Origin of the sequence: Halobellus ordinarius (genome assembly GCF_031823395.1) — an archaeon.
In the GTDB taxonomy this organism is placed as follows: domain Archaea; phylum Halobacteriota; class Halobacteria; order Halobacteriales; family Haloferacaceae; genus Haloquadratum; species Haloquadratum ordinarius.
Genome location: NZ_JAVQKJ010000005.1, coordinates 403,082 through 416,723, shown reverse-complemented (window position 1 = coordinate 416,723; position 13,642 = coordinate 403,082). Strand labels below are relative to the sequence as shown.

Below are 13,642 nucleotides of genomic sequence, written 5' to 3'. Positions count from 1 at the left end.
AGCCCAAAGCGATGGCCCGCCTCCTGCCCTCCAGTTCCGACCCCGAGGTTGCCGCCGAACCCCGCGTCGTCGGTCTCGACGACGAGGACGCCGACGACCTGCTGTCGGCGCTCTCGTCGTCGACGGCGCGCCGCATCCTCGGCGCGCTCCACGAGGACCCGACGAATCCCGCCGCCCTCGCGGAGTCGGTCGACACCTCGCTGCAGAACGTCCAGTACCACCTCGAACGGCTCGAATCCGCCGGCGCGGTCGAGGTCGTCGATACCGTCTACTCCGAGAAGGGGCGCGAAATGAACGTGTACGCCCCCGCCGATCGGCCCCTCGTCGTCGTCGCGGCCGACGACGAGGAGACCGACGGGCTCTCGGCGATGCTCACGCGCCTGCTCGGCGGCGTCGCCGTCGTCGCATTCGTGAGTCTCCTCGCGCAGTTCGCGATCGAGGGGCTGCCGTTCGGCGCACAGACGGGCGGTGGCTACTCGGCGGAGACGGCCGATTCGGTCCAGGTGGCCGCGGAGACGGCTGCCGCCACCGGCCCCCCGCCCGGTCTCCTGGTGTTTCTCGGCGGCCTGACCGTCCTGCTGGTGTGGTTCGCGGTCTGGTTCGTCCGGCAGCGGTAGCACCTTGCGGCTCCGTCGGCTCCCGGCACGGCGCTGTCGCCGCGACCACGGGGAGCGCCGCTGACAGATCGCCACGGACTTCGCTCCCGTAAGTATTCGTACCCGGGCGTTCTACTGTTTCGTATGAATCATCCGGGCGAGGTCGAGGGCATCGCCGTCGGCGTCGACGCCGAGGGCGAGAACATCCCCGCGGTCGTTGTTGCGGCCCGGTCTGAGTTCCTGCCGATCGTGGTGACCGCCGATCAGGCCCGCGCCATCCAGCTTGCGCTCTCCGGAGAGCCGTTCGAGCGGCCGTTGACCCACGACCTGCTCGTGGAGATACTCACCGAGTTCGGCGGCGCGATCGACAAAGTCCGGGTCGACGATGTCGCCGACGGCACGTTCTACGCGAAGATCGACGCCGAGCGCTATGATAACGGCACGGCGCGGAAGTTCGTCTTCGACGCTCGCCCGAGCGACGCGATCGCGCTTGCGGTCCGGGTCGACTGTCCCATCGAGATCGCGGACGTCGTCCTCGATGAGGCGGGGCAGCCGCCGGAGCGGTTCGACCTCGGCGGCGGCTCCGACCCGAAAGTGCCCGAGGAACCGGACGACTTCGACGAGTTCGGGGACTTCGGCGACGAACGGTGAGGGACTTGTCGCACAGTGGATGAACTCCGAAGGCCACCGCAAGAACATTCTTGAGGACGATTTTGAACGTGAAGACATATCGGAATCGCGACTGCCGAGGTTGACAGAGAGACCCGTGTTTACGCTACTCAAGGACTGATAAATCCGCCTCCCAAATCACTCGGGGAGAACCGTCACCGCCATCATATCCTGAAGCCCCGCGGTCTCGAAGTCGGAATCGACAACCACGAGTTCGTCCCCTGCCGTCCGCGCGGTCGCGGCGATCAGCGCATCACGCGGAGTCAGCAGATCACCGGTCTGTTTGAGTTCCTCTTGGAGGCGTGCGGCCTCGATGCCGATCTCCTCTGTGAGATCGACGGAAGCCACCCAGCCGAATCGCGAGCGCTCCGCCCCGAAGTCGGTGGATCCGTCGGTATGAACCGCCCCCATCAGGACTTCGTAGACACAGAGCGAGGAGGTAAGGTAGGGTGGCGAGGTTTCCTCGTCGAGGTATTCGGCGATCGCCTCGGTGCCGTCGAGGTAGTGGATGATGGTGGAACTGTCGAGAAACGTCATCCCGAGCGGAAGCTGTCCTTCATTCGATCACGCTCTTCGAGCGCTTTGTCCGTCTTCTCAGTTCCTTCCCAGGATCCAGCCGACGCCTGCATCATCGCCTCGACGTCGGCCAGCCGCCCGAGGAGTTCATCGAAGGACTCGTCCGCCTGTTTGATTCGTTCGAGTTTCCGCTTCGTCGTTTCGGAGACCCGGAGCGTCGTGCTCATACGTATACAAACAGTATACACGAAGTAAGTTCTTCTGCTATAGCGAGGGTCACTCCCGGGCAGTCACCCGTCGCCCGCAGATCCACGTTTCCGAGACGCACCGCTCCCGTGTCGTTTCCCTCAGAACTAGTATGGGACCGCTGCGATTCCAGTAGGTGGTATCTCGTCCTCCCATTTTCGCTTCGCAAAAAGTGGGACCGCTGAGAGTCGAACTCAGGTCCTACCGACCCCATCGGCAGAGGATACCACTACCCCACGGTCCCAGTGTGCACTCGAAAAGAGATGAGTGTCGACGTTAAGTCCTTCGTTTCACCGCGAGGCCCGGGCGCTTCGGGGAACGGCGGCGCGTCGGTCAGACCAGCACGCGTTCGAGCGAGACGGCCTCGCCTGACTCCGCCCGCGGGTCCCCGGTGAGGTGTCCCAGACAGACCGCCGACCCGTCGGGCGTGAAACAGGCGACGAGCGGCGCGTCCGACGACGACTCCGAGGCCTCGTCGAGCGCCGCGACGTCCGGCCCGACGTCGACGATGCCGGGCGCGTACACCGGGGCACCCTCCGCGATCTGTTCGGCCGCGGAGACTGCGACCGTGAGGCGGGGGAGATGCGTTAGCGCGCGCTCGGCCGGGGCGACCACGTCGCGGAGCGGCGCCTCGTCGCCCTCGTCGGCGAACGTGAGCGCGTCAGTCAGATCCGCCGTCGAGACCAGGTCCGTGTCGTCGAAGGGGTCGGTGGCGGTGCGCCGCAGATCGCCCATATGAGCCCCAGTTCCGGCCGCGAGGCCGATGTCGTGACAGAGTTTCCGGACGTACGTACCGCTCTCACAGCGGATGCGGATCAGCGCCTGCCGCTCGCGGACTTCGAGGAGGTCGAGGGCGTGGATCTCCCGGGTCCGGAGGCGACGCGCGACCGCGCTCTTCCGGGGCGGCTTCTGGTAGATCTCCCCCTCGAAGGCGTCGAGGACGGCGTCGAGATCCGTCGGCGCCGGGCCGTGGAGTTCGAGGACCGCGACGTACTCTTTTGTCCCCTCCAGAAACACCTGCGCCAGCCGGGTCGCGTCGTCGAGCAGGATCGGGAGACAGCCGGTGACCTTCGGATCGAGCGTCCCGGCGTGGGCAGCGCGTTCGACGCCTGCAAGGTCACGTGCCCACGCCGACACCTGATGTGCCGAGGGGCCGGGCGGCTTGTCGAGGTTCACGACTCCGAACGACAGCAGTTCGTCGACCGACCGATCGGCCGGGGGACTGCGAAGCGTCCCCATCGTCACCGCCGCTCCGTTTCGGTCTTGCCGGTCGCCTGAGGGTCCGTCATCGTCAGAAATCGTAACTGACGCCTTCGACGGGGTATTTCCCCTCGTCGACCGCCGGGTCGTACGCTTCGACCGCCGCCGTCAGAATCTCCGGGACGGCGTGTTCGTCCCAGCGGGCGGTGTTCAGGACGACGTCGTAGATCGAGAGATCCGAGATGTCGATCCCGTAATACTCCTGGTAGCGAAGCGCCTCGCTCTCCTCTCGGGCGCGGGTCTCATCAAGCGCCGTCTCTGCGGATTTCTCTTCGCGGCCGGCGATGCGGGCCGCGCGGACCTCGATGGGGGCATCGAGCCAGAGGCGCAGATCCGCGGCGTCGCCGGCGAGCCACCCAGCGAGGCGCGATTCCAGCAGCACGTCGTCGCGTTCGAGGGCGACCTCGCGGAGGCGCCGATCGAGGTCGCGGTCGATCTGGTCGTCGTCCTCGGCGAGTCTGTTGAACTCCACCGCGGTCATCCCGCGCTCGGCGGCGAGTTCGCGGAAAATGTCCCCGCCGCTGACGTGTTCCAGGTCGAACGTCTCCGCGAGGGCAGTTACGGTCGTACTCTTGCCAGCCCCGGGGGGGCCAGAGACGGTCAACAACATACCATTGCTGGGAGAAGGCGGGTAAAAGAGGTTGTCTTTGCAGTCGGCCGAACGCGGGGCGGGATCGCCCGATCCGGTCGCCGGATCAGGCGGAGGTCGGCGAGATGTCGATGTTCAGGCTCTTGCGGATGATCTGGGTGAAGCCCATCGAGCAGAGGAAGTACCAGACAATCCACGCCTGGATCGGCCCCAGCACCGACTCTGTCCACTCGACCTGTCCGACCAGCGGGAGCACGAGCGAGTCCAGGGCGGTGTGGGCGGTCGCGTTCTGGCCGACGCCGATCGACCAGTACATCCAGAGGAACACCGGGATGGTGAGGAACATAATCCACACCATCGGGCGGAACTGCTCTTTGAACATCCCGAGTTGGTCGCCCATCGCGTCCATCTGTTCCTCCTGGATCGCATCGAGGGCCTCGTCGTCGCCGGCCTCTTTGGCCTCCTTCCGGCGCTCTTGGATCTCCTGCATCCGCTCCTGGTAGGCGCCCATCTTGTCCATATCCATCAGGTTCGCCTGCAGCAACGTCGAATACAGGCCGGTCGCGAGCGCGAGGATCATCACGACGGCGTAGAACGGCAGGAACTCCTGTAGCGGGCCCAGCGGCACGTCCATCGTCGTGCCGATGACGTCCCGGAGCGGCTTCCAGGAGTAGCCGACGAACAGGCCGAGCGTGAGCACTGCCGCGCCCTTGTCGTAACTCGACCACGATGACTCGTCGTCGTCGGGGATCTCGGTGTCGATGCTGGTATCCGACGAGGCGCTTGATGCGGGCTCCAGCCCCGCTTCAGTCGCCTCGGGATCGGCCAGCTTGAACCCTGCCTCGCCCTCGACGAGGATCTCCTTCTCGATGAGCCGGCCCCACTGCCCCGACGTGAGATCGCCCTTCACGTCGAGCCACTGGACCTCGCTTTCGCCGTCGTCGGTCGCCTCGAGGACCGTCTCGACGGCCTCCCGCATCCCGTCGTCGGAGACGAGCGTGCGAACTTTCGATTCGATTCGTGGCATCTACGCTCCGATAACTCCCCGTCGGTTATGAAGCTTACACTCTCCGCGCGTCGTTACCGTAAAAAAAGACGTGTCGGCCGCCGCAGCGCACGTCCTGCGGTTACACGTCCACGACGTCGGCGATCGCCTCGAAGACCTCGTCGGGCGTCCCCTCGCCGTCGACCTCGACGAGCACGCCCTCCTCGCGGTAGTGTTCGACGACCGGCGCGGTGTTCTCTTCGTAGACGCGGAGCCGCTCGCGGACTGTCTCCTCGGTGTCGTCGTCGCGCTGGACGAGTTCGGCGCCGCATTCGTCACAGACGCCGGACTCGGCCGGCGGCTCGAACTCGACGTGGTAGCTCGCGCCGCAGTCCGGACAGACGCGGCGGCCGGTCAGCCGGTCGACCAGTTCGTCGTCGTCGACCGAGAGGTAGACGACGGCGTCGAGGTCGGTCATCTCCGTCAGTTCCTCCGCCTGTTCGAGGTTCCGCGGGTAGCCGTCGAGGACGTACCCGTCGGCGGTCGAGAGCGCCTCCTCGACGATGGCGTTGACGACCTCGTCGGGGACGAGTTCGCCGGCGTCCATATACGCCCCCGGCGTGTCGTACTCGGTGTCCATCCCGCTGATGTCCATCTGCTTGTTGTTGCGGAGCGCATCGCCCGTCGTGACGTGTTCGAGGCCGAACTCCTCGGCGAGGCGCTTCGACTGTGTTCCCTTCCCGGCACCCGGCGGGCCCAGAAGCAAGATGTGCTTGCCCATATTCGGAACTCTTCGTCCGTCCGTATAACGTTGAAGAAACGCGTCCGGGGGGCGGCCGCCGGAGGTTCCGGTGATCGGCGGAGCCGCACACCAGTCGATCGGCGTTTTTTCACGGCTGCGACGGATACTGTCCCCTATGACCAGATTCGACGCCGACGACCCGCAGGCGCGACGGAAACTGTTCGCGGACGCCATCGCCGCTCACCGGACGCGGGCCAGCCCGTTTCTGACGATCGAGGCCGACAGCGACCGCGACGACGAGAGTGAGGACGATCCCGGAGTCGAGGCCGAAAGCGACCCCGACGCCGACGGCGAGGACGCCCCCGCACCGTGGTTGCAGTTCTCCGAGAGTACATTCAATCTGGACGTCGAAGACGACGAACTCGATCGGCTGACGGAACTGATCGACTCGTTCCCCGAGTTCCGGATCGACCAGATCGAATCGCCCGAGGAGGCCGAGGGGACGAACGTCCGCGTCACCGCGCGCTCGGACGCCAATCGTCTCGCAGCCTTCGCCGATCAGGTGTTCATCGACGTCTACGGCCGCGAGGGCGACTACCGCGCGTGGGTCGCGGCGGTCTGATACAGATCACGCTCGTCTCGTCCGTCCGTTTCCGTCGACGGGGGTGACGCTCGGCGGGAAACAGTGAGCGCGAGCAGTACTGCACTGCGTGCGGCCCACCCACTGCCGCACGCAGAACTGGGCCCGGCATCCGCTCCGGGAGATGCGCAGGGATACCGGTTTAACCGAGGTCCGTGTATGGTTGCCCCAATGAGTCAATCGGACACCGGGGAACGGGATCTGCTCGCTCACGTTCTCCTCCCGGTCGCCCACGAGGACGACGCGCTCGCCACGGCTTCCGCCCTCGAACCGTACCAGCCGGACCGGGTGACCGCCCTTCACGTCGTCGAGAAGGGGGAGGGAGTACCGGACAAAACGCCCGTCGCGCAGTCCGAGGCTATCGCGGCGGAGTCCTACAGCGCCGTCCGCTCCGTCTTCCCGGACGCCGAGGAACACACCGCATACGCCCGAGACGTCGCCGATTCGATCTTCGAGGCCGCCGAAGAGGTCGATGCGAGCGCCATCGCGTATCGAGCCCGGAGCGGGAACCGGCTGATGAAGTTTCTGACCGGCGATCTCTCGCTGCAGCTCGTCACTGAGGCGGACCGCCCCGTCATCGCGCTCCCGCGAGAGGACGCGGACGAATGAGCGACGACGAACTCGCCAAAGACCTCGGCCTCGTCTCGGCGATGACGATCGGGATCGGGACGATGATCGGCGCCGGTATCTTCGTCCTGCCAGGTGTCGCAGCGAACGCGGCGGGGCCGGTCGTCGTCCTCTCGTTCGTCGCCGGCGGGGTGATCGCGATGGTGAACGCCCTTTCGGTCTCCGAACTCGGAACGGCGATGCCGAAAGCAGGCGGCGGCTATTATTACATCAACAAGTCCCTCGGACCGATGTTCGGCTCGATCGCCGGGATGGGCGATTGGATGGGCCTGGCCTTCGCCTCGGCGTTCTACTGTATCGGGTTCGGCCAGTATCTGGCAGTCTTCGTCGGACTCCCCGAAATCGCCTTCCTGAACCCGATTCAACTCGGTGCACTCCTCGCGGGGGCGGTGTTCGTCGCCGTCAACTACATCGGCGCGAAGGAGACGGGCGGCATCCAGACGGTGATCGTCTTCATCCTGCTTTCGATCCTCACCGCGTTTGCCCTCGCCGGGTTCCTCTCGTTCGATTACGCGACACTCGCCGGCGAGGACGGCCTGGCACCGTTCGGGACCGGCGCGATCCTGCCGGCGACGGCGCTCGTGTTCGTCTCCTTCCTCGGATACGCGAAGATCGCCACCGTGGCCGAGGAGCTGAAGAACCCGGGGCGGAACCTCCCCATCGCGATCATCGGCAGCGTCGCCATCGTCACCGTCGTCTACGCGATTCTGGTGACGACGATGCTCGGCGTGATTCCGTGGCCGGAACTCAGTCAGGACGCACCGGTCGCACAGGCTGCGTCGGTCGCGTTCCCCGCGTCGATCGGCCCGATCGGCGGTGTCGCCGCTGCGGCCGCAGCCGTGATGACGGTCGGCGCGCTGCTGGCGACGGCGTCGTCGGCGAACGCGTCGATCCTCGCCTCGGCCCGGATCAACTTCGCGATGGGCCGTGACAGGATCGTCACCAACTGGCTCAACGAGATCCACCCCAACTACGCGACGCCGTACCGATCGATCCTCGTGACGGGAGCGCTCATCATCGTGTTCATCGCATTCCTCGGACGGGACATCGAGGTGCTCGCGAAAGCGGCCAGCGTCCTCCATCTCATCGTGTACGCCCTGATGAACCTCGGGCTGATCGTCTTCCGCGAGGCAGACGTCCCCGAGTACGATCCGGAGTTCAGGGTTCCACTGTATCCGATCACGCCGATCCTCGGAGCGGTGCTATCGCTCGGTCTCGTCGGGTTTATGGACAGCCTGGAGATCGCGCTTTCGGGCGTATTCGTCGTCGTTGCCGTCCTCTGGTACTTCCTGTACGCTCGGCGGAAAACCACACAACAGGGCGTTCTGTCGGAGTTCATCCGAGCACGCGAGGAGAAACTGCCGGAGGGGGTCGTCGACGCCGCCGACGCAGTCGCGCCAGTCGGTGACGACGGGCCGACGATTATGGTGGCGGTGTCGAACCCGCGGACCGAAAGCGACCTCATAACGCTCGCGGGGGCACTGGCCAGTCACAAAGGCGGCCGTGTGCTCGCGACACACATCATCACGGTCCCTGATCAAACGTCGTTACGCACCGCTGCAGAGAACAGAGAGCGGATCGACGCCTCATCGGAGGAACTGCTCTCCGCGGCGAAGGCCGACGCGGAAGCGTTCGACGTCCCGATCGAGACGAAGACCATCCTCTCACACCGCGGCGTGCCGGAGGTGTTCGACGCGGCACGGTCAAACGACGCCGACACCGTCGTGATGGGGTACCGCGGTGCGCAGTTCGCGGGCGGTCGTGTCGAAGGAACCCTCGAAGAGCTCACGCACAATCTCCCGTGTGACTTCCTCGTGTTGGACGGACAGGGGCTCGATCTGACGGACGTGCTCGTCCCCACTGCGGGGGGCCACTCGTCGGATCTCTCCGCCGAGGTGGCGCTCGCACTCCGGGAGACGGTCGACGTCGACGTGACCTTGCTCCACGTCACTGAACCGGGAGCGGAAGACGCCGGCCGCGAGTTCCTGACCGACTGGGCCGGGAGCCACCAGTTGGCGGATGCCGATCTGCGCGTCGAAACTGGCGGGGTCGAGACCGTGATCGAGGAGGTCGGCGCCGGATACAGTCTGGTGATCGTCGGTGCGACAGAGCGGGGGCTGCTCTCCCGGGTGATCCGGGGATCGCTCGCGTTCGAGACGATCCAGCGACTCGACACGCCGGTGCTTCTGACCGAGCGGCCGTCGTCGCGGTCGTTCTGGGCACGCCTCCTCGGCAGAAACGAATAACGGAACGGGAGGGGACGACAGCTGTCGTCAGGCTTCCGGGGCGTCGGCGAACTCCTCGGCGCCCTCGTAGAACCAGTAGCCGTTCTCGCGCATCGCTTTCCCGACGGCCTTGTGGAACGAGACGAAGTCCTCGAACTCTTCGCCCTCGACGTGCTCGAAGATCTCCGCGACGGAGACGACCCGCTCGTAGTCGAGTCTGACGGGATGGTCGCCGTACTCCTCGACGAACTCGGCGGTCGAGAGCGGGAAGTCCTCCTCTTCGTCGACCTTCTTTGCGATCACCGCGTGGCCGTACTTGCGTCTACCCTCGGAGCCCTTCTCACCGTCGGGGTCGTGTGGCCAGTCCATACCGGGGTGTTGGGTGGCCACGGCAAAGCCGTTACGAAAACCGCAGCGATCCACCACGCGGGGGTCGCAGGCGGGAGCCGAAAAACCCGAGACGAGCCAGGGGTGGGATTTGAACCCACGAAGTCTCGATTACAAGTCGAGTGCATGAACCGCCCATGCTCCCCTGGCCTGCGTCGACGTATTCAGTCCTCCTTTGAGTGTGTGTCGTTTTCGGCGGACGGGTCGGACGCCGTCTCGCCGGGTCCCTCATCCCTCTCGTCCGCAGCGCGAACCCGCTTCTCGAACTGGATCCGGTGGGGCGCATAGCCCCGCTCACGGTAGAACGCGCGAGCGCGGTCGTTCCCCGCCATCGCCTCCAGCGAGACGACGCTCGCGCCCGCTTCCTGCAGTGCGGCCTCCGCGGCGTCCATCAGGTCGGTCCCGACTCCCCGGCCTCTGTATTCGGGACGGACGTAGACGTTGCGGACGACGCCTCGGGTCGCGTCCTGCTCGAAGGAGCCGCGTTCGAGATCGAAACTGACGAATCCGACGACCTCGTCGCCGAACCGGGCGATCCGGACGCCGTCGGTGACGACCTGGCGTGCGAGCGTCTCGCGGACCAGACTCCGGTTCTCCGTCGGCAGGATGTGCGAGTCGTGTGCGCGCTGATCGCTCGCGAGTGAAACCCACAGGTCAACGAGTGCGTCGACGACGCCCACGTCGGGACGCCCGATCGTGACCTGCTCGGACGACGCAGCGGCGTCCGCGTCCGGGGACTGGTCCCGATCGGCCGTCTCGCCCGATTCTCCCATACCCCCCGTTCGTCGGAGAAACCAAAATATCGTCGGGTTCGGGGTCGGCGGTAGCGTGGAAGGACAGCACGTGGGTTTCGACAGATTCGGCAGCGGTCCCGCTCGGACCTCGTCCGACAGAACCTCGTCGCTGTCGTGTAAACTGTTAAGTTCGTTCTCTGACAGATTGCTACCATGAACGACGAGTTGGAGTCGAAACTCGACGGGATCCTGGAAGCGCTCATCGAAAACGCCGTTCAAAACGCTGTATTCTCCTACGTGAACTACGTCGGCACCGATCACGATCCGGGCTCCCGGGAACAGTTCCGGACCCAACTCGTCGGCGCGGCATGCACCGCCTTCGAGGCACAGCTCCTCGGCATCGCGAGGGCATACGAGACGATCGATGCGGATATCGAGTACGAGCGCTCGGAGATCCGGGCGATGGTCGAACGCCGGTCCGGGCGGGTGGAATCCGCGGTCGACGACCTGCTCGATACGATAGAATCGAAGGTCGGCTCGACAGACCCGCTCTCGGATATCGAATCCGGGATCGAAGACGACTCGGCGGACCGCGAGACGGAGATCTTCGACCCGTAGGAGCGACTGCCGGTCGGTCCGACTGGACGAACGACGCACCTTTCTCTCCGCCGGTCCGACGAGGGACTGATGGAACCGGTACGGACCGATCCGCAACTGGGACCGCTCGTCGACGAGCACGGGGAACTGTCGATCGGCACGGCCGACGACGCGTTCGAGCGTCTCGTCGTCGCAATCGTAAACCAGCAGCTCTCGGTCGACTCCGCGGCGGCGATCCGCGAGCGGCTGTTCGACCGCGTCGAGGTGACGCCCGCGGGCATCCTCACGGCCGAGGAATCGATCCTCCGAGACGTCGGACTCTCCGGGCAGAAAGTCGAGTACGTCCGCAACGTCGCCGCGGCGTTTCAGGATCGCGACCTGACCCGGGCGGGACTGCGCGACGAAACGGACGACGCGGTCATCGAGATGCTGACCGAGATCCGGGGCGTCGGCCCCTGGACGGCGAAGATGTACCTCATCTTCGTGCTCGGCCGTCCCGACGTGTTCCCGATCGAGGATCTCGGAATCCGGGCGGGGATGGCTGAACTGTACGGATACGACGAGGGCGACAGGACGGCGATGGTGGAGCACGCCGAACGGTGGCGACCGTATCGGAGCTACGCGAGCCGGTATCTCTGGCGCGCGGTCGACTGACCGTCGAAATAAACGGCGCGTGAGTTTTCCACCGCGGGTGACAGAAACGTTGAAAGAGCGAGCCGTCGTCACGCCGGTATGGAGATCGACGACGTCAACGCCGTCGCGGTTCTCGGCGCGGGCAGTATGGGCCACGGGATCGCTGAGGTTGCCGCCCTCGCCGGGTACGAGGTGAGGCTCCGCGACATCGAGGCTGATCTCGTCCAGGAGGGCTATGAGTCGATCGAGTGGTCGCTCGACAAACTCGTCGAGAACGGCCGGATCGATCGCGAGGAGGCGGACGCGACGCTCGATCGGATCGAGACGCACGTCGATCTGGGGGATGCCGTCGCCGACGCCGACGTGGTGATCGAGGCAGTGCCCGAGCGGATGGCGATCAAACGGGAGGTCTACGAGGATCTGGAAGCGGTCGCGCCGGACCGAACGGTCTTCGCGACCAACACCTCAAGCCTGTCGATTACGGAACTGGCGGAGGTGACGGAGCGACCCGAGCGGTTCTGCGGGATGCACTTCTTCAATCCACCCGTCCGGATGGATCTCGTCGAGGTCGTCGCTGGCGCGGCCACGAGCGAGGAGACCTTAGCTCTCGTCACCGACCTCGCGAAAGCGATGGACAAGACGCCGGTCCGCGTCAACCGTGACAGTCCCGGATTCATCGTCAACCGCGTGCTCGTGCCGCTCCTGAACGAGGCGGCCTGGCTGGTCGAGACTGACGAGGCGACGATGGCGGAGATCGATTCGACGACGAAGTACGGCCTCGGGCTCCCGATGGGCGCCTTCGAGCTCGCAGATCGAGTGGGGATCGACGTCGCCTATCACGTCCTCGAATACCTCCACGAGGAACTCGGCGACGCCTACGAACCGTGTCCGTTGCTCGCGGCGAAAGTCGACGCCGGGGAGTTCGGTCAGAAGACCGGCACGGGGTTCTACGAGTACGAGGACGGGGACGGCGCGCAGGTGCCCTCCGACGAGACCCGCGACGGGATCGCAGAGCGCCTGCAGGCCGTCCTCGCAAACGAAGTCGCTGCCCTCGTCGGCGGCGACGTCGCGGATCCGGCGGCGATCGACACAGCGGTGAAACTCGGCGCTCGCTGGCCCGACGGCCCCGCGAAGATGGTCGACCAGGCGGGGCTTTCGGACCTCCTCGACGTGCTCGACGAGCGGCACGCCGAGACGGGGGCGGCACGCTACGAGGCCGACCCGTACCTCCGCGAACTCGCAGACGCCGGGCGGTCGTTGCACGACGCCGCGGACGACGGAGCCGATACCGACGCTTCTGGTGCGCAGGAGTCGGCTCAGGCGAGTGAGGCCGAGTTTGCGGACGATTACGAGACGCTTCGGGTTTCGGTCAGCGATCGGGTCGGCCACATCGAACTGGATCGGCCGCACCGGATGAACACGGTCACCGAGGAGCTCTTGAGTGAAGTGGTCGACGCAGTCGAGCGGTTCGAGGAGTCGGATTCGGTCCGTACGATCCTCGTGACGGGCACGGGCGACGAGGCGTTCTCCGCGGGCGCCGACATCCAGGCGATGGCGGGCGGCGCGGGCGACGCCAACCGCGCCGCCGATATCTCCCGGCTGGGCCAGGAGACGTGCGGTCGCCTGGAGTCGTCGGATCTCCCGGTCGTGGCCGGCATCGACGGCTACTGCCTCGGCGGCGGGATGGAACTGGCGCTGGGCGCGGATCTCCGGATCGCCTCGGAGCGCTCGGAGTTCGGCCAGCCGGAGCACGACCTCGGTCTCCTCCCGGGGTGGGGCGGGACCGTCCGCCTCCCGCGGATCGTCGGGATGGGTCGCGCCAAGGAGATCATCTTCACCGCGGACCGGTACGACGCCGAGACGATGGCCGACTACGGCCTGGTCAACGAAGTGACCGACAACGGTGACCTCGACGAGCGGGCCTTCGAGTGGGCACGAGACCTCGCCGCCGGGCCGCCGATCGCACAGCGGTACACGAAACGCGCGATGCATCGCGGCTGGGACGATTTCGACGCCGGACTCGACGTGGAGGCGCAGTCCTTCGGCCTGCTGTTCGATACGGACGACCTGATGGAAGGGATGACGGCGTTTATGGGCGACGGCGACCCCGAATTCGAGGGGAAGTGACTGCGCCGGCGGCGGCGTGAAACCCACCGCGGTGCGGACGGCAAGCGTGCGCGAACGAGTGTCGCACCG

At 66.0% G+C, this 13,642-nt stretch carries 16 protein-coding genes and 2 tRNA genes; 8 read left to right on the top strand and 10 right to left on the bottom strand.

The features are described 5' to 3' along the window. The first annotated feature begins 11 nt into the window (after positions 1-11). Positions 12-617 carry an ArsR/SmtB family transcription factor gene (locus RJT48_RS08775; RefSeq protein ID WP_311171885.1) on the top strand — a complete coding sequence of 202 codons (606 nt, stop codon included), beginning with the start codon at positions 12-14 and terminating at the stop codon, positions 615-617. Between the two features lie 123 nt (positions 618-740). Next, entirely contained in the window at positions 741-1,247 is a 507-nt protein-coding gene (locus tag RJT48_RS08770; RefSeq protein ID WP_311171884.1) for a bifunctional nuclease family protein, read from the top strand. Positions 1,248-1,403: 156 nt separating this feature from the next. On the opposite strand, the gene RJT48_RS08765 is transcribed toward RJT48_RS08770, so the two are convergent. From RJT48_RS08765 to RJT48_RS08735, 7 genes are all read right to left on the bottom strand, one after another. Continuing rightward, positions 1,404-1,802, bottom strand: coding sequence for a PIN domain-containing protein (locus tag RJT48_RS08765; protein WP_311171883.1), 399 nt, complete (start codon positions 1,800-1,802; stop codon positions 1,404-1,406). Beyond that, positions 1,799-2,008: an antitoxin VapB family protein gene (locus RJT48_RS08760; RefSeq protein ID WP_311171882.1), complete on the bottom strand. Its 210-nt coding sequence runs from the start codon at positions 2,006-2,008 to the stop codon at positions 1,799-1,801. Before RJT48_RS08760 ends, RJT48_RS08765 begins: the two co-directional genes overlap by 4 nt. A gap of 192 nt (positions 2,009-2,200) precedes the next feature. Further along, positions 2,201-2,271: transfer RNA gene (locus RJT48_RS08755), tRNA-Pro, on the bottom strand. Between the two features lie 89 nt (positions 2,272-2,360). Continuing rightward, the gene (locus RJT48_RS08750) at positions 2,361-3,266 is read right to left on the bottom strand and encodes an RNA-guided pseudouridylation complex pseudouridine synthase subunit Cbf5 (RefSeq protein ID WP_311171881.1); all 906 of its coding nucleotides are present in this window, start codon (positions 3,264-3,266) and stop codon (positions 2,361-2,363) included. Positions 3,267-3,318: 52 nt separating this feature from the next. Next, the gene (gene cmk / locus RJT48_RS08745; protein WP_311171880.1) at positions 3,319-3,897 is read right to left on the bottom strand and encodes a (d)CMP kinase; all 579 of its coding nucleotides are present in this window, start codon (positions 3,895-3,897) and stop codon (positions 3,319-3,321) included. An 85-nt stretch (positions 3,898-3,982) separates the two neighbouring features. Next, positions 3,983-4,903 (bottom strand): DUF106 domain-containing protein, encoded by a 921-nt coding sequence (locus tag RJT48_RS08740; protein WP_311171879.1) that lies wholly within the window; start codon positions 4,901-4,903, stop codon positions 3,983-3,985. A gap of 100 nt (positions 4,904-5,003) precedes the next feature. Then, on the bottom strand, positions 5,004-5,642 hold the full coding sequence (locus RJT48_RS08735; protein WP_311171878.1) for an adenylate kinase: 639 nt from the start codon (positions 5,640-5,642) through the stop codon (positions 5,004-5,006). Between the two features lie 136 nt (positions 5,643-5,778). Here RJT48_RS08735 and RJT48_RS08730 point away from each other — a divergent pair, with 136 nt between their 5' ends. The 3 genes from RJT48_RS08730 to RJT48_RS08720 all read left to right on the top strand — a co-directional run bounded on the left by RJT48_RS08730 (position 5,779) and on the right by RJT48_RS08720 (position 9,116). Next, positions 5,779-6,225, top strand: coding sequence for a DUF7975 family protein (locus tag RJT48_RS08730; protein WP_311171877.1), 447 nt, complete (start codon positions 5,779-5,781; stop codon positions 6,223-6,225). A 189-nt stretch (positions 6,226-6,414) separates the two neighbouring features. Next, entirely contained in the window at positions 6,415-6,852 is a 438-nt protein-coding gene (locus tag RJT48_RS08725) for a universal stress protein (protein ID WP_311171876.1), read from the top strand. Then, the gene (locus RJT48_RS08720; protein WP_311171875.1) at positions 6,849-9,116 is read left to right on the top strand and encodes an amino acid permease; all 2,268 of its coding nucleotides are present in this window, start codon (positions 6,849-6,851) and stop codon (positions 9,114-9,116) included. Before RJT48_RS08725 ends, RJT48_RS08720 begins: the two co-directional genes overlap by 4 nt. Before the next feature lie 27 nt (positions 9,117-9,143). Here RJT48_RS08720 and RJT48_RS08715 read toward each other — a convergent pair whose 3' ends face one another. The 3 genes from RJT48_RS08715 to RJT48_RS08705 all read right to left on the bottom strand — a co-directional run bounded on the left by RJT48_RS08715 (position 9,144) and on the right by RJT48_RS08705 (position 10,255). Further along, the gene (locus RJT48_RS08715; protein WP_311171874.1) at positions 9,144-9,464 is read right to left on the bottom strand and encodes a DUF5785 family protein; all 321 of its coding nucleotides are present in this window, start codon (positions 9,462-9,464) and stop codon (positions 9,144-9,146) included. 94 nt (positions 9,465-9,558) lie between these two features. Beyond that, positions 9,559-9,632: transfer RNA gene (locus RJT48_RS08710), tRNA-Thr, on the bottom strand. 14 nt (positions 9,633-9,646) lie between these two features. Then, positions 9,647-10,255 carry a GNAT family N-acetyltransferase gene (locus tag RJT48_RS08705; RefSeq protein ID WP_311171873.1) on the bottom strand — a complete coding sequence of 203 codons (609 nt, stop codon included), beginning with the start codon at positions 10,253-10,255 and terminating at the stop codon, positions 9,647-9,649. A gap of 174 nt (positions 10,256-10,429) precedes the next feature. Here RJT48_RS08705 and RJT48_RS08700 point away from each other — a divergent pair, with 174 nt between their 5' ends. The 3 genes from RJT48_RS08700 to RJT48_RS08690 all read left to right on the top strand — a co-directional run bounded on the left by RJT48_RS08700 (position 10,430) and on the right by RJT48_RS08690 (position 13,573). Further along, positions 10,430-10,834, top strand: a complete 405-nt coding sequence (locus RJT48_RS08700) for a hypothetical protein (RefSeq protein WP_311171872.1) — start codon at positions 10,430-10,432, stop codon at positions 10,832-10,834. 69 nt (positions 10,835-10,903) lie between these two features. Further along, positions 10,904-11,467, top strand: a complete 564-nt coding sequence (locus tag RJT48_RS08695; RefSeq protein ID WP_311171871.1) for a DNA-3-methyladenine glycosylase family protein — start codon at positions 10,904-10,906, stop codon at positions 11,465-11,467. 78 nt (positions 11,468-11,545) lie between these two features. Further along, positions 11,546-13,573 carry a 3-hydroxyacyl-CoA dehydrogenase/enoyl-CoA hydratase family protein gene (locus RJT48_RS08690; RefSeq protein ID WP_311171870.1) on the top strand — a complete coding sequence of 676 codons (2,028 nt, stop codon included), beginning with the start codon at positions 11,546-11,548 and terminating at the stop codon, positions 13,571-13,573. Positions 13,574-13,642 lie beyond the last annotated feature (69 nt).